This is a genomic window from Paractinoplanes rhizophilus, from assembly GCF_042664765.1.
Taxonomy (GTDB): domain Bacteria; phylum Actinomycetota; class Actinomycetes; order Mycobacteriales; family Micromonosporaceae; genus Actinoplanes; species Actinoplanes rhizophilus.
This window is the reverse complement of the sequence record NZ_JBHTBJ010000005.1, coordinates 281,909-304,949: the sequence shown is the minus strand read 5'-3', so window position 1 is coordinate 304,949 and position 23,041 is coordinate 281,909. Positions and strand designations below refer to the sequence as shown.

21 protein-coding genes and 1 riboswitch are annotated in these 23,041 nt (G+C 71.3%); of the genes, 11 read left to right on the top strand and 10 right to left on the bottom strand.

Features of this window, described 5'->3' with window-relative positions:
• Window positions 1–4 precede the first annotated feature (4 nt).
• The 5 genes from ACFQS1_RS10530 to ACFQS1_RS10510 all read left to right on the top strand — a co-directional run bounded on the left by ACFQS1_RS10530 (window position 5) and on the right by ACFQS1_RS10510 (window position 4,216).
• Window positions 5–436, top strand: coding sequence for a hypothetical protein (locus ACFQS1_RS10530; protein WP_378966287.1), 432 nt, complete (start codon window positions 5–7; stop codon window positions 434–436).
• Between the two features lie 10 nt (window positions 437–446).
• On the top strand, window positions 447–890 hold the full coding sequence (locus ACFQS1_RS10525) for a DUF4229 domain-containing protein (RefSeq protein ID WP_378966285.1): 444 nt from the start codon (window positions 447–449) through the stop codon (window positions 888–890).
• Between the two features lie 73 nt (window positions 891–963).
• Window positions 964–1,088: riboswitch (cobalamin riboswitch) on the top strand.
• Between the two features lie 109 nt (window positions 1,089–1,197).
• The gene (locus ACFQS1_RS10520) at window positions 1,198–2,139 is read left to right on the top strand and encodes an ABC transporter substrate-binding protein (RefSeq protein ID WP_378966283.1); all 942 of its coding nucleotides are present in this window, start codon (window positions 1,198–1,200) and stop codon (window positions 2,137–2,139) included.
• Window positions 2,136–3,224: a FecCD family ABC transporter permease gene (locus tag ACFQS1_RS10515; protein ID WP_378966281.1), complete on the top strand. Its 1,089-nt coding sequence runs from the start codon at window positions 2,136–2,138 to the stop codon at window positions 3,222–3,224. Before ACFQS1_RS10520 ends, ACFQS1_RS10515 begins: the two co-directional genes overlap by 4 nt.
• A gap of 245 nt (window positions 3,225–3,469) precedes the next feature.
• Window positions 3,470–4,216 (top strand): ABC transporter ATP-binding protein, encoded by a 747-nt coding sequence (locus ACFQS1_RS10510; protein ID WP_378966388.1) that lies wholly within the window; start codon window positions 3,470–3,472, stop codon window positions 4,214–4,216.
• A 49-nt stretch (window positions 4,217–4,265) separates the two neighbouring features.
• On the opposite strand, the gene ACFQS1_RS10505 is transcribed toward ACFQS1_RS10510, so the two are convergent.
• The 5 genes from ACFQS1_RS10505 to ACFQS1_RS10485 are packed head-to-tail and all read right to left on the bottom strand — an operon-like array spanning window position 4,266 to window position 7,684.
• Complete coding sequence (locus ACFQS1_RS10505) at window positions 4,266–5,027, bottom strand: VOC family protein (protein ID WP_378966279.1); 762 nt, start codon at window positions 5,025–5,027, stop codon at window positions 4,266–4,268.
• 50 nt (window positions 5,028–5,077) lie between these two features.
• Window positions 5,078–5,818 (bottom strand): ABC transporter permease, encoded by a 741-nt coding sequence (locus tag ACFQS1_RS10500; RefSeq protein WP_378966277.1) that lies wholly within the window; start codon window positions 5,816–5,818, stop codon window positions 5,078–5,080.
• Window positions 5,800–6,708: an ABC transporter ATP-binding protein gene (locus ACFQS1_RS10495; RefSeq protein WP_378966274.1), complete on the bottom strand. Its 909-nt coding sequence runs from the start codon at window positions 6,706–6,708 to the stop codon at window positions 5,800–5,802. The genes ACFQS1_RS10500 and ACFQS1_RS10495 overlap by 19 nt, the downstream gene beginning before the upstream one ends.
• The gene (locus ACFQS1_RS10490) at window positions 6,705–7,073 is read right to left on the bottom strand and encodes a winged helix-turn-helix domain-containing protein (protein ID WP_378966272.1); all 369 of its coding nucleotides are present in this window, start codon (window positions 7,071–7,073) and stop codon (window positions 6,705–6,707) included. Before ACFQS1_RS10490 ends, ACFQS1_RS10495 begins: the two co-directional genes overlap by 4 nt.
• Window positions 7,070–7,684 carry a transporter gene (locus tag ACFQS1_RS10485; protein ID WP_378966270.1) on the bottom strand — a complete coding sequence of 205 codons (615 nt, stop codon included), beginning with the start codon at window positions 7,682–7,684 and terminating at the stop codon, window positions 7,070–7,072. Before ACFQS1_RS10485 ends, ACFQS1_RS10490 begins: the two co-directional genes overlap by 4 nt.
• Between ACFQS1_RS10485 and ACFQS1_RS10480 the strand changes: the two genes are divergently transcribed.
• Window positions 7,683–8,168 carry a GNAT family N-acetyltransferase gene (locus ACFQS1_RS10480; RefSeq protein ID WP_378966267.1) on the top strand — a complete coding sequence of 162 codons (486 nt, stop codon included), beginning with the start codon at window positions 7,683–7,685 and terminating at the stop codon, window positions 8,166–8,168. The two genes, ACFQS1_RS10485 and ACFQS1_RS10480, sit on opposite strands and share 2 nt — an antisense overlap.
• Here the strand turns inward: ACFQS1_RS10480 and ACFQS1_RS10475 are convergent.
• Complete coding sequence (locus ACFQS1_RS10475) at window positions 8,149–10,158, bottom strand: HelD family protein (protein ID WP_378966265.1); 2,010 nt, start codon at window positions 10,156–10,158, stop codon at window positions 8,149–8,151. The genes ACFQS1_RS10480 and ACFQS1_RS10475 overlap by 20 nt on opposite strands.
• A gap of 281 nt (window positions 10,159–10,439) precedes the next feature.
• Here ACFQS1_RS10475 and ACFQS1_RS10470 point away from each other — a divergent pair, with 281 nt between their 5' ends.
• The 3 genes from ACFQS1_RS10470 to ACFQS1_RS10460 are packed head-to-tail and all read left to right on the top strand — an operon-like array spanning window position 10,440 to window position 13,278.
• A complete protein-coding gene (locus ACFQS1_RS10470) occupies window positions 10,440–11,021 on the top strand; it encodes an ArsR/SmtB family transcription factor (RefSeq protein WP_378966263.1) in 582 nt (193 codons plus the stop codon).
• 49 nt (window positions 11,022–11,070) lie between these two features.
• Window positions 11,071–12,369, top strand: coding sequence for an MFS transporter (locus ACFQS1_RS10465; RefSeq protein WP_378966260.1), 1,299 nt, complete (start codon window positions 11,071–11,073; stop codon window positions 12,367–12,369).
• 57 nt (window positions 12,370–12,426) lie between these two features.
• On the top strand, window positions 12,427–13,278 hold the full coding sequence (locus ACFQS1_RS10460) for a menaquinone biosynthetic enzyme MqnA/MqnD family protein (RefSeq protein ID WP_378966258.1): 852 nt from the start codon (window positions 12,427–12,429) through the stop codon (window positions 13,276–13,278).
• Between the two features lie 16 nt (window positions 13,279–13,294).
• On the opposite strand, the gene ACFQS1_RS10455 is transcribed toward ACFQS1_RS10460, so the two are convergent.
• Window positions 13,295–14,962, bottom strand: a complete 1,668-nt coding sequence (locus tag ACFQS1_RS10455; protein ID WP_378966255.1) for a phospholipid carrier-dependent glycosyltransferase — start codon at window positions 14,960–14,962, stop codon at window positions 13,295–13,297.
• A 53-nt stretch (window positions 14,963–15,015) separates the two neighbouring features.
• Entirely contained in the window at window positions 15,016–15,963 is a 948-nt protein-coding gene (locus tag ACFQS1_RS10450) for an aldo/keto reductase (RefSeq protein ID WP_378966386.1), read from the bottom strand.
• A gap of 154 nt (window positions 15,964–16,117) precedes the next feature.
• Here ACFQS1_RS10450 and ACFQS1_RS10445 point away from each other — a divergent pair, with 154 nt between their 5' ends.
• Complete coding sequence (locus ACFQS1_RS10445) at window positions 16,118–17,719, top strand: beta-1,3-glucanase family protein (RefSeq protein ID WP_378966253.1); 1,602 nt, start codon at window positions 16,118–16,120, stop codon at window positions 17,717–17,719.
• A gap of 7 nt (window positions 17,720–17,726) precedes the next feature.
• Here the strand turns inward: ACFQS1_RS10445 and ACFQS1_RS10440 are convergent, their stop codons facing one another.
• Together ACFQS1_RS10440 and ACFQS1_RS10435 are read right to left on the bottom strand one after the other, a co-directional pair.
• A complete protein-coding gene (locus ACFQS1_RS10440; RefSeq protein ID WP_378966251.1) occupies window positions 17,727–18,572 on the bottom strand; it encodes an SWIM zinc finger family protein in 846 nt (281 codons plus the stop codon).
• A gap of 1 nt (window position 18,573) precedes the next feature.
• Window positions 18,574–21,486: a DEAD/DEAH box helicase gene (locus tag ACFQS1_RS10435; protein WP_378966249.1), complete on the bottom strand. Its 2,913-nt coding sequence runs from the start codon at window positions 21,484–21,486 to the stop codon at window positions 18,574–18,576.
• Between the two features lie 63 nt (window positions 21,487–21,549).
• On the opposite strand from ACFQS1_RS10435, the gene mqnC reads away from it, so the two are divergent.
• Window positions 21,550–22,785, top strand: a complete 1,236-nt coding sequence (gene mqnC / locus ACFQS1_RS10430) for a cyclic dehypoxanthinyl futalosine synthase (RefSeq protein ID WP_378966246.1) — start codon at window positions 21,550–21,552, stop codon at window positions 22,783–22,785.
• Window positions 22,786–23,041 lie beyond the last annotated feature (256 nt).

Here is a 23,041-nt window from a genome sequence, read left to right as displayed (position 1 = left end):
TGTCATGACCGAGACCAAGAGTGAGCGGCGCCCGCGCCGCGACCCCAGCGGACGCCTGGCCACCGTCGGCGATCTGCTCGGCACCGCGCTGGCCGGGCTCGTGATCGGTGCTGTGCTGCTGCTGGCCTTCGAGGGGGTGCTGGCGCTGACCCGGACGGCCGAGTTCGGCAACACGAGCGGCTGGCTCGCCTTGATCCTCCCGCTGTGGTTGTTCACCGAGGAGTTCCGGGCCGCGCGAGAGCAGGGCGCCTACCGGGTCGTGGTGGCCGTCCTGGCCGCCGGCTTCGGTGTGGCGGCCGGGCTGATCGTCGTGGGCCTGGTCGCGCCCGTCTTTCCGGCACTGGCCAGCGGCCTGGCCGGGGCCGGCTCGTTCACGGTCGTCTATTGCCTGATCTGGTTCTACGGCCTCCGGTGGCTGAGCCACCGCGCGGGTTAGGGAGAGAAGAATGAGTCCCGCCGTCAAGTACACGCTCGGCCGCCTGGGCCTGTTCGTGCTGTTCTTCGCGCTACTCCTGCCGCTCCCGCTGAACATCCTGATCAAGGCGATGGTCGCGCTCCTGCTGTCGGCCGTCCTCTCCTACTTCCTGCTGGCCGACTGGCGCAACAAGATGGGCGAGCAGCTGGCCGACGCGGCCTCGCGCCGCACCGCGGAAAAGCAGCGCCTCCGCGCGGCCCTGGCCGGCGACGAAGGCGCCGCCGCCCAGGGCGACCGCGCCGCCCTGGCTGACCGCCCCGTCGCCGAGAGCGACCGCCCGGCCGAGCCCGTCGCCGCGAGCGACCGCGTGGCCGAGCCCGCCGCCGAGACTGACCGCGCGGCCGACCTCGCCGCCACCGAGAAGGCCGCGCCGGAAGCCGCCAAGCAGGCCGAGACCTCCAAGAAGAGGGTCTGACAAGCCGCCAAAAGTCGGCCGAGCCGGCCCGCGGCGAAATGGTGCGTTTCCCCGCAGGCGAGCACCGCGGCGAGCGTCGCCGGTGGGGTGGGATAACGTGCGGGGGACCGCGTCGCAGCGAAGCCGGTGGGAATCCGGCGCTGTCCCGCAACTGTGATGCCTCATCGACCCCGGTGAGGTCTAGCCAGGTCGCCTGCGCGCCGGTCGCGAAGTAGCGCTCTCGGGGAGGGGCGCCTCGCGGGCGGGCCCGGGTTGACCGCGTCCTGTCGGCGAAGCACACCGCTTGCCCGGCCGACAGGAGGATTCGATGAAACGCGTGTTCATTGCCGCGGCGACGGCTGCCACATTGCTGTTCGCGGGCGGCTGCGGCAGCACCGACGACACCGACAACGATGGCGGCTCGAACGGTGGCACGCCGTCGGCCGGCGCCGTCACGTACCCGGTCACCGTCGGTGACCTCACGCTCGATGCACAGCCCAAGCGGATCGTCTCGCTCACCCCCACCGCGACCGAGATGCTCTACGCGATCGGGGCGGGCCCGCAGGTCGTGGCCGTCGACGACCAGTCGACGTACCCGGACAACGCCCCCAAGACCGACCTGTCGGGTTTCAAGCCGAACGCCGAGGCGATCGCGGCCAAGAACCCCGACCTCGTGCTGCTCTCCAACGACACCGACAAGATCGTGGATCAGCTCGACAAGCTCAAGATCCCGGTCTTTCTGACGCCCGCCGCGGTCAGCATGGACGACACGTACTCCGAGATCTCCCAGCTCGGCACGCTCACCGGGCACGTGGCCGAGGCCGAGGCGCTGCACCAGCAGATGGCCACCCAGATCGACAAGATCGTCAAGGGGGCGCCGGCCCGCACCGAGCCGCTGAGCTACTACTACGAGCTCGACCCGACGCTGTACTCGGTCACGTCCAAGACCTTCATCGGTTCGATCTTCTCGCTGTTCGGCATGACCAATGTGGCCGATGCCGCCGACCCGGACGGCGCCAAGGGCGGCTATCCGCAGCTCAGCCAGGAGGCGCTGGTCAAGGCCGACCCCGACACGATCTTCCTGGCCGACAGCAAGTGCTGCCAGCAGTCGGCGCAGACCGTGGCCGCCCGCGCCGGCTGGCAGGCGATCACCGCCGTCAAGACGAAACAGATCTACGCGCTCGACGACGACATCGCGTCGCGCTGGGGTCCCCGTACGGTTGATCTTGTGCAGTCCGTTGCCGACGCGGTGGCCAAGGTTCCGGCGTGATTTCCGGCCTGCGCGAAGCGCGGCCGAGCGAGCGAGCACTGCGGCCCGCCGGCCTGAAGCCGGCGTGGCTGGCCGGCGGCGTTCTCGCGGTTCTGGTCGCGCTGGTCGCGGGCCTCGCCTTCGGCTCGGTCGCGCTGCCTCCGGCGGGGGTCGCGGCCGAGCTGCTCAATCTCATTCCCGGCGTACGGCTGCACAGCGGCCTCTCCGAGCGCGAGGTGGCCATCCTCCTCGAGCTACGCCTTCCGCGCGTCGTGCTGGGTCTGCTGGTCGGCGGCATGCTGGCCCTGGCCGGTGCCGCCTACCAGGGCGTCTTCCGCAACCCGCTGGCCGACCCGCACCTGCTCGGCGTGGCCGCCGGAGCCGGCCTCGGCGTCACCGCGGTGATCGCCTTCCGGTCGACCACCGGCGACGCGACGACCAGCCTGCCGTTCGGCGTGCCGGTGGCGGCCTTCGCGGGCGCGCTGATCGCGGTGGCGCTGACCTGGATCCTGGGCGCGGCCGGCGGCCGCGATCGCTCGCCGGCCACCCTGATCCTGGCCGGGGTCGCGGTTTCGTCATTTCTGGCGGCCGCTCAGACGTACGTGATGCAGCAGCACGTCGACACGTTGCGCGAGGTTTACTCGTGGCTGCTGGGCCGCCTGGCCACCGCCGGCTGGCACGACGTGCTGCTGGTGCTGCCGTATGCCGCGGTGACCGGCGCGATCGTCCTCTCGCAACGACGCGAGCTCGATGTGCTCACGGTCGGCGACGAGGAGGCGACCGGCCTCGGCCTGCATCCGCAGCGCAGCCGCTACCTGCTGATCGTCGCCGCCTCGCTGGGCACGGCCGCGGCGGTCTCGGTGTCGGGGCTGATCGGTTTCGTGGGCATCATCGTCCCGCACACCATGCGGCTGCTGGCGGGCCCGAGCTACCGCTCGATCCTGCCGCTGTCGGTGCTGTTCGGCGGGGCCTTCCTCGCCCTGGCCGACCTGCTGGCGCGCACGGCGGGCGGCCAGGCCGAGATCCCGATCGGGGTGGTGACGGCCTTCTTCGGCGCCCCGTTCTTCATCGTCGTGCTGCGGACGACGCGGACGGCCGCCCCATGACCAGAAACGCGGACCATGACGCGGCCGGCCCGACGCATGCCGAGCGCGACGGCGCCAGCCTGACGCATGCTGAGCGTGACGGCGCGGGCCCGACCTATGTGGACCGCGACGCCGTCGACGCGACGCACGCCGAGCGCGACGCCGCCGGTCCCGGCCTGACGAGCGCGCGCGAGCCCGAGCGCGACGCCGCCGGTCCCGGCCCGACAGGCGGGAGCGACCCCGAGCGGGCCGTCGTCGTCGCGGGACTGCGGGTGCGGCTGGAGCGGGCGCTCATCGTCGACGGGGTCGACCTGGACGTCGGGGCCGGCGAGTGGGTGACCGTCATCGGGCCCAACGGCGCGGGCAAGTCGACGGCGTTGCGGGCGATCGGCGGACTGCTGCCGTTCGAGGGCGCGGTCGAGCTGAACGGCGTCGCGGTCGACAAACTGCATCGCCGGGAGCGGGCCAAGACCGTCGCCACCGTCGCGCAGTCGCCGGTGGTGCCGCCCGCCATGCGGGTATTCGATTACGTCCTGCTGGGGCGTACCCCTTATGTCCCTCCACTCGGGCGCGAGTCGGCCGCCGACCTTGCCACCGTCGGCCAGGTCCTCGGCGAGCTCGATCTCGAACGGTTCGCCGGGCGGCGGCTCGACACGCTCAGCGGCGGCGAGCGCCAGCGGGTGTTCCTGGCCCGGGCGCTGGCCCAGGGGGCGCGGATCCTGCTGCTCGACGAGCCGACCAGCGCCCTCGACATCGGACACCAGCAGGAGGTCCTCGAGCTGGTCGACCGGCTGCGGGCCGAGCGGGGGCTGACCGTGCTGGCGACCATGCACGACCTCACGACCGCGGGGGAGTACGCGGACCGGATGGTCCTGCTCGCGGCCGGGAAGGTGGTCGCGGCGGGCACGCCCCGGGACGTGCTGACCGAGGGCAACCTGGCCGAGCACTACCGGGTGCGGGTCCGGGTGATCGAGGGCGAGCACGGCCCGCTGGTGGTCCCGGTGCGTGGCTGAGCGCGGCGCCGACCGCTTCCGGGCCGGGGCTGAGCGCGGGGCCGCGGCGTCAAGCCGAGTGCCGGCGGTGGGAGGCCAGCACCGCGAACATGCCACCCTGCGGATCGGTGAGCACCGCGTAGCGCCCGAACTGCAAGCTCGCCGGCGGAAACAGCACCCGGCCGCCCAGCGCCAGCGCGTGCTGGGCCGAGCGGTCGCAGTCGTGCACCGCGAAATAGACCATCCAATGGGGGGACACGTCGGCCGGCCAGTTCTCGGCCGTCATCGGCTGGATGCCGCAGATCGGCGTCTCGTTGCGCTTCGCCACCAGGTACGGCATGTCGCCGATCGAGCTGTGCCGGAACTGCCAGCCGAAGACCGCGCCGTAGAACGCGTGCGCGCCCTCCAGGTCGCGGGCGTTCAGCTCGTTCCAGGTGAGGCTCCCGGGCACGTCGAACAGTTCCGCGCCGTACATCGTGCCGGCTTGCCAGACGCTGAACGGCGCGCCGCCCGGGTCCAGGAACGCCGCCATGCGGCCCTGGTCGTGCACGTCGAACGGGGGCACCAGGACCTTGCCGCCGTTGGCCGCCACGCGGGCCGCCACGGCGTCGGCGTCGTCGGTCGCGATGTACGTGCTCCAGGCGGTCGGCTGCCCCGCGTCGTAGAGCGGCCCGGCGCCCGCCACCGGCCGCCCGTTGAGGAGAAAGGTGGTATAGGCCCCGTCGTCCTCGAAGCCCCACCCGAACAGCGCCGAATAGAAGCGCCGTGCCCCCTCGAGATCGGCCGTTCCCAGATCCACCCAGGTCGGAAAGCCGGGTGTCGATGCGGTCATGAGCGCATCGTCGCATCGACTTCCTTTGGTTGGGATTAAGTGTCGATTTCCTAGCTGAATCGACGACCCTCGTCCCGTCGATAGGCCCACAGGGCCACCCCGCCGAGCACGACAATCCACGCGAGCAAGGACAATATCGAGCCGATCTGCAGGGGATAGTCGCCGACCGCCGCCCACATCAGCCGGACCGACGCGCCGGTCGGCAGATAGGGCGCGAGATCCTCGACGAAGCCGGGTGCGCTGCCCGGCGCGGTCATCAGCCCACCACCGAAGGCCAGCGGGAAGAACAGCACCTGCGCGACCACGACCGCGGCCTTCGGCGGTACCGAGTACCCGATTGCCAATCCCATGAAGATAAAGGGAACGGAAATGACAAAAGTCGCGATCAAAGCGACCAAAAAGGACAACGGCGTAACGGTGGCCGCGGTGCACAGCCAAGCGATCAGAACGACCGGCAGAAGGGAGAACACCATCAAGGCGAAGCCCGAGAGCAATCGCCCGGCAAAGCGGGGCAATGCGCCGGTGGGAAGCGTCCGGACATAAGGCTCCCAGGGTTGCACCCGGTCTTCGGCGACGCCCACCCCGTACTGGAAAAGATTGGTGCTCATCACCGCGAACGTGACCATCGACGCGGTCGCGTAGGTCGCGTAAACCGGGTCGGAACCGACGAACGGCACCACAAAGGCGAGCATCGAAGCGGCCGGCCAGAACGCGCTGCCGATCACCGCGATCGGCGTGCGGGCGGTCTCGATCAGCTGAGCGCGGGCGTGCGTCAGGACGAGAGCAGACATGATTCCTCCGGGGTGTCGGTCGAGGTCCGGTCGGTCAAGGTCAGGAACGCCTCTTCCAGCGACGTGGGCCGCACTTCGAGGTCGGTGAATGGCACGCCGGCCGCGACGATGTCGCGGACCAGGCGATCCGAGTCGGGCGTGAGCAGGTGCCAGCGGTCACCCTCGCGGTCGGTCGCGCTCAGACCGGGCAGGGCCGGCATGGGCACGGCTGACGTCAGGCTCACCCGGCGGACCGACACGAGCCCGCGCACCGCCGAGACCGTGTCGTCGGCCCGGACCCGGCCGTTGCCGATCACCACCACCCGCTGCGCCAGCGCCTCGATCTCCTCCAGGTAGTGGCTGGTCAGCACGACCGTGCCGCCGCCCGTGTGGAACTCGCGGATGCCGTCCCAGAGCGACCGGCGCGCCTCGACGTCGAGCCCGGTGGTCGGCTCGTCGAGGAACACGATCTCGGGCCGGCCCGCGAAGGCGAGGGCCACCGCGACCCGCCGCTTCTCGCCGCCGGACAGGCCGCCGGTCTGACGGCGTACCAGATCGGCCAGCCCGAAGCGGGCGAGGACCTCGTCGCGGGACATCGGGTCGGGGTAGTGCGCGCGTACGAAATCGACGACCTCGCCGACGCGAAGCGAGGCGGGCAGACCGGTCTCCTGTGGCGTGACCCCCAGGCGCCGCCGGCTTGCCGGCCGGCGCGGATCCCCGCCGAGCAGCTCGACGCGGCCCGCGCTGGGCGACCGCACCCCGGTGAGCAGGCTCAGCAGCGTGCTCTTGCCGGCGCCGTTGGGCCCGAGCAGGCCGACGAGCTCGCCGGGCGCGATATCGAGGGACACACGGTCGAGCGCCAGGGTGTCGCCGTAGCGGCGGGTCACCTCGACGGCGCGGGCGAGCATCATGGCTGTTCCTCCAGCGGAGTCGGCGGGCCCTCGGTCGGTCCGGGCCCGGCGGGCGGGGCGGTGGGGTGGGGGTTGAGCAGGGCTTGCAACGCCTCCTGGTACTCCTCGAAGGCGCGCCGCCCGCGGCGGGTGAGCCGCACGAACGTGGCCGGCGTGCGGCCCTGGTGGGTCTTGGTGACCTCGACGTATCCCGCGTCCTCGAGCTTGCGCAGGTGGACCGAGAGGTTGCCGGCGGTCATCCGCAGCGAGTCCTGCAGCCGGGGAAAGCCGAGCTTGTCGTCCTCGCGCAGGATCGACAGGGCGGAGACCACCCGCAGCCGGGCCTGGGCGTGGATGACGGGATCGAGGTCGATGCTCTCGCTCATCGCCGCGACCGCCAGAGCAGGCCGGCGAGCAGCATGCCGCCACCGCCGGCGACCGCGACGATCAGCGAGTGCCAGCCGGGGCCGGCGAGGATGCCGATGATGTTGATCACGCTGGTCCAGGCGCCGAGGAAGAAGAGCTGGCGATCGTTCCAGACCGCGCCGCCGGCCATGTGCAGCGCGCCGGTGAGCCCGACCATGCCGCCCGCCCAGAGCAGGCTCAGCTTGTCGTCGGGCAGGACGCCGCTGTACTGCGCGAAGAGGATCGAGAAGCCGGTGTAGGCGATCGACCAGGCGAAACCGTACATTCGGCCCTGGCGCGACGTCGGTCCGGCGGTCTGCCGGGAGGCGCGCGCCCCGGCCACGCCGGTGGTGATGCCGGCCGCGATGAGCAGGAGCAGCAGCACGGTCAGCGGCAGCCACTCGGGCAGGTCGACGAAGACCTTGCCGTCCGGGCCGAAGCGCAGGAACAGCAGGCCGAAGCCGATCAGCCAGGCGAAGCCCCACGGCCAATACATGAGCCGGGGGTCGGGGGTGAGGTCGCGCGCGAGGTTGGCCTGCTCGCGCTGGATCAGGGCGAGGGGGTCGGCCGGAGGTGTCTCGTCGTCTTCCATGCAGAGAACTTTACCGCACAAAGTCAAAGAGGTTTGTGCCATAAAGTTGGCTAGGCTCGGGAGCGTGATGATCAGGCCCGCGACCGTCGATGACCTTGGTGCCGTTCTGGAGCTGTGGGCAGAGGCCGCCGAGAACGAGAACCGCCCAGCCGACACGCACGCCGCCCTCGCCGCGCTGCACCTGCGCGACCCCGGAGCGTTGCTGCTCGCCGTCGACGGCAACGAGATCGTCGGGTCGGTGATCGCAGGCTGGGACGGTTGGCGCTGCCACCTCTACCGGCTCGCGGTCGCGCCGTCGCGCCGCCGGCAGGGGATCGGGCGCCGGCTGATCGAGGCCGCGGAGGAGCGGTTCCGGGCACTCGGCGGCACCCGGGCCGACGCGATGGTGCTCGACAACAACACGGGTGCGCACGGCGCGTGGTCGGCCGCCGGCTATCGCCGGCAGGCCGAATGGTCCCGATGGGTCAAGCCGCTGCTTCGGTGAGAGCTTCCGGCAGCGGTTTTGCGTGTACGACCGACAGGCGCGAGACGGCCCGGGTCAGCACCACGTAGAGGCGGTTGAGCCCGCGCGGCTCGGCGGCCACGATGTCCGCCGGCTCGTGCACGATCACGTGGTCGTACTCGAGGCCCTTCGCCACCGTGGCCGGCACCACCGTGACTCGCGCCTCGGACTCGACATCGTCCGGGGTCGCGTTCTCGATGCCCGCGGCCGCGAGGTGGGCGCGAAGCCGGTCCACCGCGGTGTCGGCGGCGATCACCGCCACCGAGCCCTCGTGGTCCAGCGCCGCGGTCACCTCCACCAGGGTTTCCGCGTCGAGCTGCCGCTCTTCGACCGGGATGATCGACAGGTCGCCGTCGCGGCGGAGGGAGACCGCTTCCGGTACGTCCACGGCGAGCGCCGGCAGCAGCCGGTTGGCCAGGGCCACCACGGCCGCGGGCACGCGGAAGCCGATCGTCAGCGGCACCACGCTCGCCTCGGGTTTGCCCAGGTGACCCAGGGTGTCGCGCCAGTCGGCGGCGGCCCAGGGGGCGGTGCCCTGGGCCAGATCGCCCAGCAGGGTGATCGAGCAGTGCTCGCTGCGGCGCGCGATCGCGCGCGCCTGCATGGGGGAGAGGTCCTGCGCCTCGTCCACCACCACGTGGCCGAAGCTGCTCTCCCGTTCCAGGAGGCCGGCCGCCTCGTCGATCAGGAGGAGATCGGCGGCGCTGAACTTGGCGCTCTTCGCGGTCTTGGGCGGCTTGGCCCAGCGGATCGCTTCCTGCTCCGCCGGGCTGAGCAGCTCGCCCGCTCGTTCCGGATTGACCAGGATCTCTACCACCAGCGCCTCGGGGGTGACGGCCGGCCAGGCCGCGTCGAGGAAGGTCGCGACCGGGGCCACTTTGGACATTTTGCGCAACCAGGACTCGCTCGGCGAGTTTCCGGTGCGGTACTCGGACTGCCGCTGCAGCAACCCGACCACCCGGGCCCGCACCCGCTCCCGCCCCACCGAGTACGGCAGGCCCTCGCGACGCGCCTCGTCGACGATCCGGCGCAGCGGCTCCGGGTCGATCCGCCACCGGTAGCTGCCGTCCGACACCATGATCGGCTCGGCGGGTTTGGCCAGTCGTGACCAGAGCACCTTGCGCAGCACCTCGGCCATCCGCACGTCGTGCTTGACCAGCGTCGCCGCCTCGCTGTCGACGGCGCGCACCGGCTGCCGGCCGATCAAACCGTCCACCGTGGCCTGCTGCACCTCGACCTCGCCGAGGGCCGGCAGCACCGCCGAGATGTACGACAGGAACGCCGTGTTCGGCCCGACGATCAGCACGCCCGACCGGCGCAGCCGTTCCCGGTGCAGATACAGCAGGTAGGCCGCCCGGTGCAGCCCGACCGCGGTCTTACCGGTGCCGGGCGCGCCCTGCACGCAGATCGAGTCGCCCAGCTCGGCGCGTACCAGCTCGTCCTGCTCGGGCTGGATGGTCGCCACGATGTCGCGCATCGGCCCGACGCGGGGCCGCTCGATCTCGGCGGTCAGGATCCGGCTGCTGGTGCCCAGCTCCTCGCCGCGGTCGAGGTGCTCGTCCTCGAAGCTGGTCAGCTCGCCCTTGACGAACCCGAACCGGCGGCGGGTGGCCACCCCCTGCGGATCGCGCACGCTGGCCCGATAGAAGGAGCGCGACAGCGGCGCTCGCCAGTCGAGCACCATCGGCTCCCCGGCGTCGTCGGTGACGTGCCGCCGGCCGACGTAGTAGTTCGACTCGTCGATGTCGAGCCGCCCGAAGAACAGCGGCGTGGTCGGGTCGTCGGCCAGCTCGGCCACCCGGCGCGACAGCGTGCGGCCGAGCGCCTCGGCCCCGTACGGGTCGCCGGCCACCTCGGAGCCGGCCGAGTAGAGAGCCTCGGCGCGTCCGCGCATCCGGGCCAGCGCGGCCCGCGACTCGCTGAGGTGCCGGCGTTCGGCGGAGAGCTCGGTGTCCAGATCGAAGGAAGACACGGTCCATCCTCACAACAGGCTTGTGGGCTGCTCGCGTATCCGAGTCCGGCTCAGCGGCCCTCGGCGCGGAGGACGCCCGCTGCGGTGCATGCTCACCACGGCCGTCAAGCGGCCATCCACACTACGCTCGCCACGCTCGTCGTCCACCGATTTTCCGCCGCGCTCGCTACATCGCCGCGCTTGGGGGGACGCTCAAGCTCATCGCGGATTTCGGGGACGAGCAGCTCAAGGTCGCGTAGCCCGCGCGGAACGCCGGCGGTCGCGGTTGAACAATGGGTGGCATGGCTGACGAGCGGGCGGAAAGCGGTGGGATGCGGATCGGGGATCCGCGCGTCATGCGGGCTCTGGCTCACCCGGCGCGGATCGAGATTGTCGAGCATCTCAATGACACCGGGGCGGCGGTGACCGCGACCGAGGCGGCGGCCCTGGTGGGGTTGTCGCCCAGCGCGACCAGCTATCACCTGCGGGAGCTCGCCAAGTACGGCCTGGTCGAGCAGGCGCCGAGCCGGGGGGACGGGCGCGAGCGCGTCTGGCAGAGCACCAGCTCGGGACTGCGGATCGACGCCGACCTCGACGAGCCGGCGACGCGGGCCGCTACGCAGACCCTGATCGACCTGTACCTGCATCGCGATCAGGAGCGCCTGCGGGCGTGGATCCAGCGGCAGCCCGACGAGGGGCCGGACTGGCGGGACGCCGGGACAATCATGGGGCAGCGACTGCTGATCACCGCGGACGAGCTCAAGGAGATCAACGCCAAGGTGCGTGAGCTGGTCGAGCCGTACCGGATGCGGGAGAGGCAGGAGAGCGCGCCGGCGGGGGCGCGCCGTGTGTCGGTCAGCTACGCGGCCTACCCGGAGGACTGATCGCCGGCGGGGTCTTGCGCAACCAGATGTGAAGGAATACTTTCGAAGTATGTCCTTCGCATCTGGCGATGAGCGGTGGGCGGATGTCTATCTGCTCTCGATCACTCGGGCCGTCTCGGTCTGCGGCGAGTTCCTCGCCGCCACTACGCTGGCTCTGGTTCTCCAGCAGGCCGGCCACGGCGGCCTCGCCGTCTCCGGCCTGCTGGTCGCGGCCAGCCTGCCGATCGCCCTGCTCGCCCCGCTCGGCGGCCGGATCGCCGACCGGGCCGACAGCCGCGTCGTCCTGGTCACCGTCGGCCTCCTGCAGGGGCTGGTCTGCCTGGGCCTCGCGTTCGTCCACCACCCGGTGGCGATCATCGGGATGGTCGCGCTGCTCGCCTGCGGTCTCGCGGTCACGCAGCCGACGGTCGCGGCGCTGATCCCGCGGATGGTCCGCTCCGAGAGCCTGGCCCGGGCGAGCGGCCTCAACCAGACGGCCGGCGTGATCGGCATGCTCATCGCCCCGGCGCTGGCCGGCTTCCTGGTCGGCCAGACCGGGCCGCGGCTCCCGCTGCTGCTCGACGCCGCCAGCTACCTGGCGCTGGTCGTGGCCGGCCTCGCGATCCGCACTCGGCGGAGCCCGGTGGCGGCCACCGCGGTCACGGCGACGGTGAGATATCGGATCTGGGACGACCGCACGCTGACCGTCCTGGTCGGCGCGCTGGCCGCGGTCGTCGCCGGGGTGAGCGCGGTCAACGTCGTCGACGTCTTCTTCATCCGCGACACGCTCGCCGCCTCCACCACGGTGTTCGGCCTGGTCGCCGCGGCGTGGCCGGTCGGCATGCTGATCGGCAGCGTGGTCTTCGGCCGGGTGCCGCGCCACCGGATCACCGCCCCGGCGGCGCTGCTGATCACGGCCGGCTCGTGCGCGCCGCTGATCGGCTGTCTCGTGGTCGGCAACGCCCTCTGGATGATCCCGCTCTGGATCCTGGGCGGCGCCTGCAACGGCGGCATCAACGTCTTCGTCATGGTGATCGTCGCCGGCCGGGCTCCAGCCGCGGCGCACGGCCGGGCGTTCGCCATGGTGTCCGGCGCCATCCAGGGCGGGTCGCTGATCGGCCTGCTCGCCGCCGGCCCGCTGGTCGAGCATTTCGAGCCGCGCTGGCTGCTCGCCGCGGCGGGTGGGCTGGGCTTGCTCGCATCGGTGGCCGCCATGCCGATCGTCGGCCGCACCAGGGAGACGCTGCCGAGCGAGGGGGCGGTGGTGAGCTCCGAGGCGTCGGTGACCGGGGACGGGCCGTCGCGAGACGGAGGCTCGGTCGGAGATCGGACAATTCGCGAGCCGAAACCTATGGTCGATGCGATGTGAGCCACCCGGAGGCAGGCCCGGCGGCAAGTTCGAGATCGGCGGGATAGCGTCGAGGTCATGAGCGACGTCGCCGGTCGGCCCCGGGTTGGGCACATCCAGTTTCTGAACTGCCTGCCGATCTACTGGGGTCTGATGCGATCCGGCGCCCTGCTCGACGTGGACCTGCGCAAGGACACCCCCGACAAGCTCAGCCACGACCTCGTGGCCGGCCACCTGGACATCGGCCCGATCACGCTGGTGGAGTACCTGCGGCACGCCGACGAGCTGCTCCTGCTGCCCAACCTCGCGGTCGGCAGCGACGGGCCGGTGCTCTCGGTCAACCTGATCTCCACCCGGCCGCTGACCGAGCTCGACGGCCGGCCGGTGGCGCTCGGCTCCACGTCCCGCACCGGCGTCCTGCTGGCGCAGATGCTGCTGGCCGAGCGTTATCAGGCCGAGCCGGAGTACTTCCGCTGCCCGCCCGAGCTGACCCAGATGCTGATGGAGGCGGACGCGGGCGTGCTGATCGGGGATCCGGCACTGCGGGCGATGTACGAGGCGCCCCGGCTGGGTCTCACGGTCACCGACCTGGGGCAGGCCTGGAAGGACTGGACCGGGCTGCCGATGGTGTTCGCGGTCTGGGCGGCGCGCAAGGACTTCGCGGCCGCGAACCCGGGCGCGGTCAAGGACGTGCACGAGGCCTTCCAGCGCTCGCGCGACCTCTGCCTGGGCGAGCTGGACGAGGCGGCCGCGGCCGCGGCGCGCTGGGAGCCGTTCGACGCGGACACGCTGGCCAACTACTTCCGCGCCCTCGACTTCTCGCTCGGCGATCGTCAGGTCGCGGGTCTGCGCGAGTTCGCCCGGCGGGCCGCCCTCCGCGGCGAGGTCCCGGCCCTTCCGGCCGGCGGACCGGTTTTCGCCGAGGTCTGAGGTTCAGGCGGCGGTCTCAGCCGGGGTCTGGGTGGTCAGCCGCGGCCGGGTGGGCGATGGCGGCCGGGTGGGCGGTGCCCGCAGGGTGGGCAGTGGCCGCCGGGTGAGCGGCAGCGGTCGGGCGGGCCGTGCCGCGCGGGTGGGTGATGGCAGCCGGGTGAGCGGTGGCGGCCGGCTTCGAGGCGCGGGCGGCCGGATGCGTTCTCGCCAGCGCCGCGATGCGGGTGGCCGACAGCGCCAGCCCCACCGGGATGAACAGCACCGCCGGCTCCGCGTAGCGGTAGTCGAAGAGGCTGGTGGCGACGCTGACGATCAGCAACCCGAAGCCGGCGGAGGCGAACAGCAGCGCGTCGGCCGCGTCTCGCCACGGCCTCCGGCGGGCGCGCCACACGGCCGCGAACAGCGCGACCACCACGCCGGCCGCATACAGCGGGCCCGGCGTGGTGGCCCATTCGCCGTACGCGTGCAGGGCCTTTGCCAGGGGGTTGTCCACCAGGAAGTTGGGCGCCGGGGAACGGCCGGGCTGGATCGGGAGGTAGTAGCGGGCCTGGCACTGATCGCCGGGGTTGGGCGGCGGCAGCCATTGAGTCGCGAGGCACTCGGCGCCGGGGTTGAGCGGGGCGCGCCACCGCAGGTGCCATCCGGTCTGCTCGGCGACCAGCGCCAGATAGTCGCCGGGCTGCTGCTTGATCACCGCGATCGCGAACTGCTGCAGGATCGGGTCGTCCTGGGCATCCGGGTGGAGCCGGTACGCGGGACTGGCCGAGTTCCAGAGGAACGCGTCGGGCCGCTGCCTCCAGTCTTCGCGAGTGCCCGGCATGCTCGGCACGCCGGGCGCAACCAGCGCGCTGGGGGCACCGGGCACACTCGGCGGGCTCGGCAGACAGAGCGCGCGCTGCTCGTCGGTGAGCTTGAGCCGGTCGCAGTCGGCGATCGACATGACCCGGGCGTAGAGGAAGCGGCCCTGGTACTGGCCCGTCGAGTAGACGCCCCAATGCTGGTGGTACCAGGCCATGTAGCCGCCGAGCAGCGCCACGACCGGCACCGCGAAGGCGACCAGCCGCAGCCCGCCGATCCGGCGAATCAGCAGGTAGACCCCGGCCAGCGCGAGGATCGGCAGGCCGACGCTGCGGGTGAGCGCCGCGGCCGCCAGCAGCAGCCCGCCGAGAGCCGCCGCGATCCAGCCGACCTTGTCGCGCCACGCGATGAGGAACAGGCCGGCGGCCGTGAACGCGATGTAGGCGGTCTCGGCCAGGACGAAGTGCTCGATCGTGAGGACCCGGGCGTCCAGCGCGAACGGCAGCATGGCCAGCCCGGACAGCCAGGGCCGCACGCCGCGCCGGCGGAGGAACGCGTACCCGGCGACGATCACGGCCAGGCCGATGACGTGCTGGAGGATCGCGATCCGCAGGTACGGCTGGTGGAGGAACGGTGTGATCAGGCCCGAGTAGCCCCAGGGCCGAATCTGGTTGGGGTAACCGTTGACCGCCGACAACGTGTAACTGCCGCTGTCGGGGAAGAAGAACGCGTACGGGTACGCGGAGACGAACCAGACGCGCATCGCTGTCGCGGCGCCGAGCACGACCCACAGCGGCCAGTGCAGGCCGAGGACGGCAAGAAACCTTCCCGGGTACGACGAGGCGCGTTCCCCGGGGGAGCGCGCGGGATCGTCGGCAGCCGACACGAAGGCCAAGCTATCAGCGCGACGCCACCGTCCGCAGCGCGGAACCGCCCTGCTCAGGCCGCGAGTATCTGGTCGAGCGCGGCCAGGTCGGCGGCGTCGAGCTGCCACCCGGCCGCGGCCGCGTTGGCCTGGACCTGCTCGGCGCTGGTCGCCCCGGCGATGACGCTGGTCACGGCGGGCCGCGCCGCGAGCCCGGCGATCGCCACATCGAGGAGGCTGTGGCCGCGCTCGGCGCCGAACGCGGTGAGCGCCTCGATCTTGTCCCAGTCGGCGCCGTCCAGGAACCGCTGGTAGCGGTCGAGCGACAGCCGGGTGCCGGCGGCGGGTGTCTCGCCGCGGCGATACTTGCCGCTGAGCAGGCCGGAGTCGAGCGGGAAGAACGGCAGCAGGCCGAGTCCGAACTGCTCGCAGGCCGGCACGACCTCGTCCTCGACGCCGCGCTGCAGCAGGCTGTAGCGGTTTTGCGCGCTGATGAACGGAGTGCGGTTGCCGGCCCGGGCGGTCCAGTCGGCATCGGCGATCTGCCAGCCGGCGAAGTTGGAATTGCCCAGGTATCGCACCTTGCCCGAGTGGACCAGGTCGTCGAGGGCGGCGAGGGTCTCGTCGATCGGGGTGGCCGGGTCGGGCTCGTGCATCTGGTACAGGTCGATGTAGTCGGTCTCGAGCCGGCGCAGCGACGCCTCGACGGCGCGCACGATGTAGCGGCGGCTGCCGCGGGCGCCGAAGTCGTTGCCGTTGAGACCCTCCATGTTCATGCCGAACTTGGTGGCCAGGACGACCTCGTCGCGCCGGCCCTTGAGCGCCGCGCCGAGGCATTCCTCGGAGGCGCCGTGCGGCCTGCCGTAGATGTCGGCGGTGTCGAAGAGGGTGATGCCGGCGTCGATGGCCGCGTCGACGACCTCCCGGGTGCCGTCGGCGTCGAGCTTGCGCCCGAAGTTGTTGCTGCCGATGCCGACGACGGAGACGACCAGGCCCGAGGTGCCCAGCCGGCGGTAGCTCATCTCGCTCACCGCCCCAGCCTATGCCCGTTCGGTACAACGTTTGCCCGGGGACGCCGGACATCTGCACCGATCTATTGACACACGTTGTTAACAAAGCCGACTCTCGTGAGAGCGCTCTCCGCATCCCCGAACCCAGCGGAAAGAGGTGTCTCCCGTGCGTTCCGTCCTTCGAGCTCTGGCCGCCCTGGCCCTGACCGTCCCCCTCGCGGCCGTCCTGTCACCGCCCGCGGCCCAGGCCGTGGGGCCGAACATCCTGCCGGTCACCGTCACCAACAGCACCGGCCGCGGCGACGCGGTCTACCTGTACGTCATCGGCAAGCAGCTCTCCTCCGGCCGGCTCGGCTACGTCAACCGGGCCGGCGCCTTCACCGCGTGGACCGGCGGCCAGATACCGCCCTCGCCCGCGCCCGACGTCTCCATCCCCGGCGCCGGCAACGGCGGCAGCACCACCATCAACTTCCCGCGCGGCTTCTCCGGCCGGGTCTACTTCTCGCTCGGCGAGAAGCTCAAGTTCTTCCTCACCCCGGACGGATTCGTGCAACCCGCGCCGTGGGCGGCCGGCGACGCCAACCGGGACATCCTGTTCGACTGGAGCGAGTTCACCTACAACGACGACGGGCTCTGGCTGAACAGCTCCCAGGTCGACATGTTCGCCATTCCCCACGCGGTCACGGTGACCAACGGCGCCGGCGCCACCAAGCGCACCGGCGACCTGGTCGCGAACGGCCGCACCAACGTGATCAACACGATCCGGGGCACGTCCGGGTGGGCCGGCACGGTCTACACCCGGTCGGACGGCACCGTCCTGCGGGTGCTCTCGCCCGGCAAGGCGGCCGGCGCCGGGCTGCTGAGCTCGACGTACCTCGACTCGTACATCTCGTCGGCGTGGAACGCGTACACCGGCAAGAACCTGACGGTGGTCCCGTTCGCCGACCAGCCCAACACCCGGTACACCGGCCGGACCAGCGGCAACGTCATGCGGTTCACGAACTCGTCCGGGGCCCAGGTGGCGTCGTTCAACCGGCCGTCCTCGGCCAGCGTGTGGGGCTGCGACGGCGACCTGCCGGCGCCGAACGACCAGGTGGTGGGGCCGATCTCGCGTACGCTCTGTGCCGCGCTCAACCGGGGCACGCTGGGCACGATCGACACCCAGCCGAGCACCAACGCCGGGCAGTTCTACCAGAACAACCCGACCAACGTGTACGCCAAGACGATCCACGCGAACATGACCGACGGCAAGGCGTACGCGTTCGCCTTCGACGACGTCGCCAACTTCGAATCGCTGGTCAACGACGGCGACCCGCGCTCGGCCGGGATCATCCTGTCGCCGTTCTCGGGCGGCGGCGGTGGTGGCGGCGGCACCACGCCCAGCGGCGCCGTCTCGGTGATCAGCTCGCTCAACAACAAGTGCATCGACGTGCCGAGCTCCAACTTCGTCGACGGCGCGCGGCTGCAGATGTGGGGCTGCAACGGCACCAACGCGCAGAAGTGGACGTTCACCGGCGGCGCGCTGGTGAGCCCGAGCGGTAAGTGCATGGACGTCGCCTCCGGCTCGACGGCCAACGGCGCGGCGATCCAGCTCTGGACCTGCAACGGCACCGGCGCCCAGCAGTTCGTCCTGAGCGGGGCCGGTGACCTGGTCAACCCGCAGGCCAACAGGTGCGTCGACATCGTCGACGTCAACCCGAACGACGGCGCGAAGCTCCAGCTGTGGGACTGCGCCGGCTCCGCCAACCAGAAGTGGCGCAAGGGCTGACCGTGGTTCAGGCGCCGTCGTCCCGATCGGACGGCGGCGCCGCCAGATCCCGGTACGCCGGCCGCAGCAGGTCGGTCAGCGGGATGTGCCGCACCTTCACCGGCGGTGGGTCGAGGGCGCGCAGCAGCAGTTCGGGCGGCGTGGTCACGCGGGCGGGACGCTCCCGCAGGCGGCTCAGGCTGATCCCGGGGGAGTAGAAGTCGGCCAGGTGGTCCTCGAGTGGCGACTCCTCGACCGCGAGCGGGTCGACCGCCTCGACCGGCTCCGGCGTGCCGCGCAGCGCGGTCAGCAGGGTCTCCCGGTCGCGGCCGCGCCACGCCAGCACCAGGAACGGGTCGTCGTCGAACGCCTCGGCCAGTACATAAAGGACGGCCGAGCCGTGTTTGCACGGGACGCTCCAATCCGGACAGCTGCACCGGATGTCCAGCTCGTCGGGGAAGAGCGGCAGGCCGCGCTCCGCGAAGACGTCGAGAAGCTCGTGGGGCATGTCGCCGGCCAGCAGCGCGGCGCGATAGAGCGCCCGGCTGCCGAGCGACTCGGTCACATCGGTCCACTGTGCCTCGTCGAACGCGGCGATGGCGATGCTCACCGCGTACGGCCGAGGTCTGGAACCCTGCACTCGGGCCGTCACCGAACCGGCCGTGATCTGGAAGTCCATCACCTGGCCCTTGCGGGCGTATGCCCGCCCGCGGGCGAGACGCCCGCCGTCGCAGACGCGTTCCAGCACGTCGACGAAGCGGCGCGACCACCACTGTTCGCCGATCTTGCCGCGCTTGGCCCGCACCGCGATGCCGCCCTCGACCGCGATCGGCTTGCCGCCCTCGAAGAACCTTCCCTCCCGGTCGACCGGCATCTCAGTGCACCACCCCGTTCTCCAGCGCGAACAGCTCGCGCAGCTGGTCGGTGCTCAGGTCGGTGATCCAGTCCTCGCCGGTGCCGACCACCGACGACGCGAGCGCCTTCTTCCGCTCGATCATCACGTCGATCTTCTCCTCCAGCGTGCCGGTGCAGATGAACTTCCGGACCTGCACGTCCCGCGACTGTCCGATGCGGAACGCGCGGTCGGTCGCCTGGTCCTCCACCGCCGGATTCCACCACCGGTCGAAGTGGACGACGTGGTTGGCGGCCGTCAGGTTGAGGCCCGTGCCCGCCGCCTTGAGGGAAAGAAGGAAGAGCATCGGCTCGTCGTCGGTCTGGAACCGCTCGACCATCTCGTCCCGCCGGGCCTTCGACAGTCCACCGTGGAGCCACAGCACCGGCCGGTCGAGGTGCGCGGCCAGGTACGGCTGGAGCAGCGAGCCCCACTCCGAGTACTGGGTGAAGACCAGCGCCTTGTCGCCGTCCTCGACGATCTCCTCGGCCAGCTCCTCGAGGCGGGCCAGCTTGCCCGAGCGGGCCGGCAGCCGGGAACCGTCCTTGAGCAGGTGGGCCGGGTGGTTGCAGACCTGCTTGAGCTTGGTCATCGCGGCCAGCACGTTGCCGCGGCGCTCGATGCCCTCGGTGCTCTCGATCGTGGCCATCATGTCCTCGACCACGGCCTGGTACAGCGTCGCCTGCTCGGGGGTGAGCGTGCACCAGACCTTCATCTCGTTCTTCTCCGGGAGATCCGAGATGATCGACTTGTCGGTCTTGAGGCGGCGCAGCACGAACGGGCCGGTCGCGCGCTTGAGGGCGGCCGCGGCGTCCTGGTCCCGGCGCACCTCGATCGGCTCCTGGAAGCGGCGGCGGAAGCGCTTGGCCGGGCCGAGCAGGCCCGGGTTGGCGAAGTCCATGATGGACCAGAGCTCGGCGAGGTGGTTCTCCACCGGCGTTCCGGTCAGGGCGATGCGGGTACGGGCCTTGATGGCGCGCACCGCTTGGGCCTGGCGGGTACCGCTGTTCTTGATCGCCTGGGCCTCGTCGCACACGACGCGTTCCCAGGTGGTGAGCTGCAAGGTGGACAAATCGCGCACGGCCGTGCCGTAGGTGGTGATCACCAGGTCGGCATCGGTGATCGCTTCGCGCCTTCGCGACCCGCCATGATGGACATATACCCGAATTGACGGTGCAAAACGGGCGGCCTCTTTCTGCCAGTTGCTGACCAGAGACATGGGACAAACAAGAAGAGTCGGTTTTTCCGCGCGCGACGCCAACAGCAGCGACAGGGTCTGGGCCGTCTTACCGAGGCCCATGTCGTCGGCGAGGATCCCGCCCAGCCCCAGCCGCGAGAGGAAGCTCAGCCAGGAGAGCCCCCGCTCCTGGTACGGCCGCAGCGTCCCCTGGAAGCCGGCCGGCGTCGGCAGCGGCGCGATCCGCTCGGCCGCCTGCCCGGACAGCAGGTCGCCCAATTCCCCGTCCGCGTCCACCTCGACCAGCGGCAGGTCCTCCTCGCCGCCGTCGATCACCTGCTGGAGCACCTCGCCAGCGGTCAGCTCGCCCTCGCGCCGGCGGCCCACCGCTTTGAGGGCCGCTTTCAGCTGCCGGTCGTCCAGCTCAACCCATTGACCGCGTACGCGTACCAGCGGCACCTTGAGCCGGGCCAGCTCGGCCAGCTCCTCGGCGGTCACGGTGTGCTCGCCGATCACCAGGTCGACCCGGAAGTCGACCAGCTGCTCCAGGCCGAAGCCGGAACCCGCCGCGGCCCGGCTCTTCGAGGAGGACTTCGACCGCGTGGTCAGCTTGAGGCCGACCGCCTTGCGCCCGGCCCAGGCCGGCAGTTGCACCCCGAAGCCGGCCGCCTGCAGCAGCGGCGCCGCCTGCGTCAGGAAGTCGTGCGCCTCGCCGGTGCTCAGCGCCATCTCGGCCGGCCGCTGGTCGCCCAGGGCCACGTGCAGCAGGCGGAAGAGCCGCACCGCCCGGCCCAGCCCGGCCAGCAGCGTCTCGTCGGGCCGCGGCGGCATGCCGGGGAAGCGGGCGCCCTCCCACACGTCGGCGGCCGGCAGCCAGAGGCTCGGGTCCTCGGCCGACTGCAGGGCGAACGCGAGCCGCCAGTCGTCTTCCTCGGGCGCCGGCTCGGTCAGCCGGAAGGAGACCCGGACCGGGCCGTTGGCCTCGTTGGCCGCTCGCATCCAGTCGCCGAGCGCCGCGCCGAGCTCGCGCACCTCCTCGGGGCGGCTGCCGGGCAGCGCCGGGTCGTCGGCGGTGAGCGCGGCGATCCAGCGGTCCGGCAGCGGCGCCTTGGGGCCGGCCCGGTGACCGTGCAGCAGCCGTTCCGGCAGCACGCTGCGGGCGGCCGAGTCGACCATGGCGTCGAGCGCGTCCCGCAGCGTGCGCCCGACTCCGGTGTCACCCGCCCGGACCACCGGCGGCATGGCGGCCGCGAAGTCGCGGTAGGTGGCGGCGTCACCGCCGGTCAGCACGGGACGCCAGCGGGCGGCCGGGACGCCGTCCGCCATGACCAGCTGGGGCAGCATCCGGCCGCGCCGGGCCAGGTCGCACGCGAAGCCGGCCAGCAGCTGGAGAAAGCGCACCGACGCGGCCGGCAGCCAGTCCTCGTCCGTCCCGAGCTCGGTCTCGAGATCGCCCAGCGTGGCCAGCGCCTCCGGCCCGGGGGTCACCCGGGCCGGGATCCGGTACGACCGCAGGCTCAGCCGCTTGGGTGGCTCGGTCCCGCTCTCGGGCGACGGCGCCGGGCCGCGGGTCGTGCCCGGCAGGCGGAGCGTGACCACTTCGGGCGACATGCCCGATTTCTCCGGCAGGTCGCCGCCACCCTCGGCCCAGAGCACGAGCCGGCCCGGCAGCCAGCACCCCTGCACGACGAGCACATCCACCCCCTGGAACGACGGCATAGAGACTACGACGGTGAGGTGCGCCGCTGTCGTACGCCGGACCGGGGACGTAATCTTCGGAGCGTGACGGCTAACCGGGAGATCGACAGCATCCTGCAGCGCGCGGCCGACGGCGGGCGCATCACGCCGGAGGAGGCGCTGCTCCTCTACACCGAGGCGCCGTTCCACGCGCTGGGCGAGGCCGCCGACACCGTGCGCCGCCGCCGCTACCCCGACGGGATCGTCACCTATCTGATCGATCGCAACATCAACTACACCAACGTGTGCGTCACCGCGTGCAAGTTCTGCGCCTTCTTCCGCGCGCCCAAGCACTCCGAGGGCTGGGCGCACCCGATGGAGGAGATCCTGCACCGCTGCGGCGAGGCGGTCGACCTCGGCGCCACCCAGGTGATGCTCCAGGGCGGCCACCACCCCGAGTTCGGCGTCGAGTACTACGAGAGCCTCTTCTCCGGGGTGAAGCAGGCGTACCCGCAACTCGCCATCCACTCGATCGGCCCCAGCGAGATCCTGCACATGGCCAAGGTCTCGGGCGTCTCCATCGAGGAGGCGATCCTGCGGATCAAGGCGGCCGGGCTCGACTCGATCGCGGGGGCCGGCGCCGAGATGCTGCCCGAGCGGCCGCGCAAGGCGATCGCCCCGCTCAAGGAGAGCGGCGAGCGCTGGATCGAGGTGATGACCATCGCGCACCGCAACGGCCTTTCCTCGACCGCGACGATGATGATGGGCACCGGCGAGACCAACGCCGAGCGCATCGAGCACATCCGCATGATCCGCGACTGCCAGGACCTGGCCGTGGCCAACGGCTACCGCGACGACCCGATCGAGAGCTCACATGCCCGCGGGGGCTTCCGCGCGTTCATCCCGTGGACCTATCAGCCGGAGAACAACCACCTCAAGGGCCGCACCCAGGCGACGACGATGGAGTACCTGCGCTTCATCGCGGTGTCCCGGCTGTTCTTCGACAACGTCGCCCACCTGCAGGCGTCCTGGCTGACCACCGGCAAGGACGTCGGCCAGCTCTCGCTGCACATCGGCGTCGACGACCTCGGCTCGATCATGCTGGAGGAGAACGTGATCTCCTCGGCCGGCGCCCGGCACCGGTCCAACCTGCACGAGCTGATCTGGATGATCCGGTCGGCCGAGCGGGTCCCGGCGCAGCGCGACACCCTCTACCGCCACCTCGCGGTGCACTACACCGAGGCCGACGACCCGACCGACGACCGGGTGGTCTCGCACTTCTCGTCGATCGCCATGCCCGAGGGCGGACGGAAGAACCTCCCGCTGGTCGACGCGAAGTAGGGATCGCGGTCGTCCTTTCGGACAGGTGGGGGTCGGTTGACCGGCCGTGGGGCGATTGCTCCTTCGTAACGAGGCCGGTAAAACCCTGTACCCCTCTGGTCACGCTGGTTACGTTCTCTCACGTAAGGCTGAGAACTTCCTTGGAAAGTCAGGCTGGCAGATCGCGAGCTGCAGCTTGACGACCGCGGACCCGACCGATGGCGGTCGTATATATAACGCACAAGGAACGGGCGGGATGGGCAACCATCCCGCCCGT

What these genes read in the sequence shown, in the direction of transcription:
- ACFQS1_RS10500 (WP_378966277.1), bottom strand. Translation starts at nt 5,818, where the DNA reads ATGTCTGCTCTCGTCCTGACGCACGCCCGCGCTCAGCTGATCGAGACC.
- ACFQS1_RS10490 (WP_378966272.1), bottom strand. Translation starts at nt 7,073, where the DNA reads ATGAGCGAGAGCATCGACCTCGATCCCGTCATCCACGCCCAGGCCCGG.
- ACFQS1_RS10495 (WP_378966274.1), bottom strand. Translation starts at nt 6,708, where the DNA reads ATGATGCTCGCCCGCGCCGTCGAGGTGACCCGCCGCTACGGCGACACC.
- ACFQS1_RS10440 (WP_378966251.1), bottom strand. Translation starts at nt 18,572, where the DNA reads ATGCCGGTCGACCGGGAGGGAAGGTTCTTCGAGGGCGGCAAGCCGATC.
- ACFQS1_RS10435 (WP_378966249.1), bottom strand. Translation starts at nt 21,486, where the DNA reads ATGCCGTCGTTCCAGGGGGTGGATGTGCTCGTCGTGCAGGGGTGCTGG.
- ACFQS1_RS10465 (WP_378966260.1), top strand. Translation starts at nt 11,071, where the DNA reads ATGTCCTTCGCATCTGGCGATGAGCGGTGGGCGGATGTCTATCTGCTC.
- ACFQS1_RS10525 (WP_378966285.1), top strand. Translation starts at nt 447, where the DNA reads ATGAGTCCCGCCGTCAAGTACACGCTCGGCCGCCTGGGCCTGTTCGTG.
- ACFQS1_RS10450 (WP_378966386.1), bottom strand. Translation starts at nt 15,963, where the DNA reads ATGAGCTACCGCCGGCTGGGCACCTCGGGCCTGGTCGTCTCCGTCGTC.
- ACFQS1_RS10530 (WP_378966287.1), top strand. Translation starts at nt 5, where the DNA reads ATGACCGAGACCAAGAGTGAGCGGCGCCCGCGCCGCGACCCCAGCGGA.
- ACFQS1_RS10485 (WP_378966270.1), bottom strand. Translation starts at nt 7,684, where the DNA reads ATGGAAGACGACGAGACACCTCCGGCCGACCCCCTCGCCCTGATCCAG.
- ACFQS1_RS10460 (WP_378966258.1), top strand. Translation starts at nt 12,427, where the DNA reads ATGAGCGACGTCGCCGGTCGGCCCCGGGTTGGGCACATCCAGTTTCTG.
- ACFQS1_RS10520 (WP_378966283.1), top strand. Translation starts at nt 1,198, where the DNA reads ATGAAACGCGTGTTCATTGCCGCGGCGACGGCTGCCACATTGCTGTTC.
- ACFQS1_RS10470 (WP_378966263.1), top strand. Translation starts at nt 10,440, where the DNA reads ATGGCTGACGAGCGGGCGGAAAGCGGTGGGATGCGGATCGGGGATCCG.
- ACFQS1_RS10480 (WP_378966267.1), top strand. Translation starts at nt 7,683, where the DNA reads ATGCAGAGAACTTTACCGCACAAAGTCAAAGAGGTTTGTGCCATAAAG.
- ACFQS1_RS10505 (WP_378966279.1), bottom strand. Translation starts at nt 5,027, where the DNA reads ATGACCGCATCGACACCCGGCTTTCCGACCTGGGTGGATCTGGGAACG.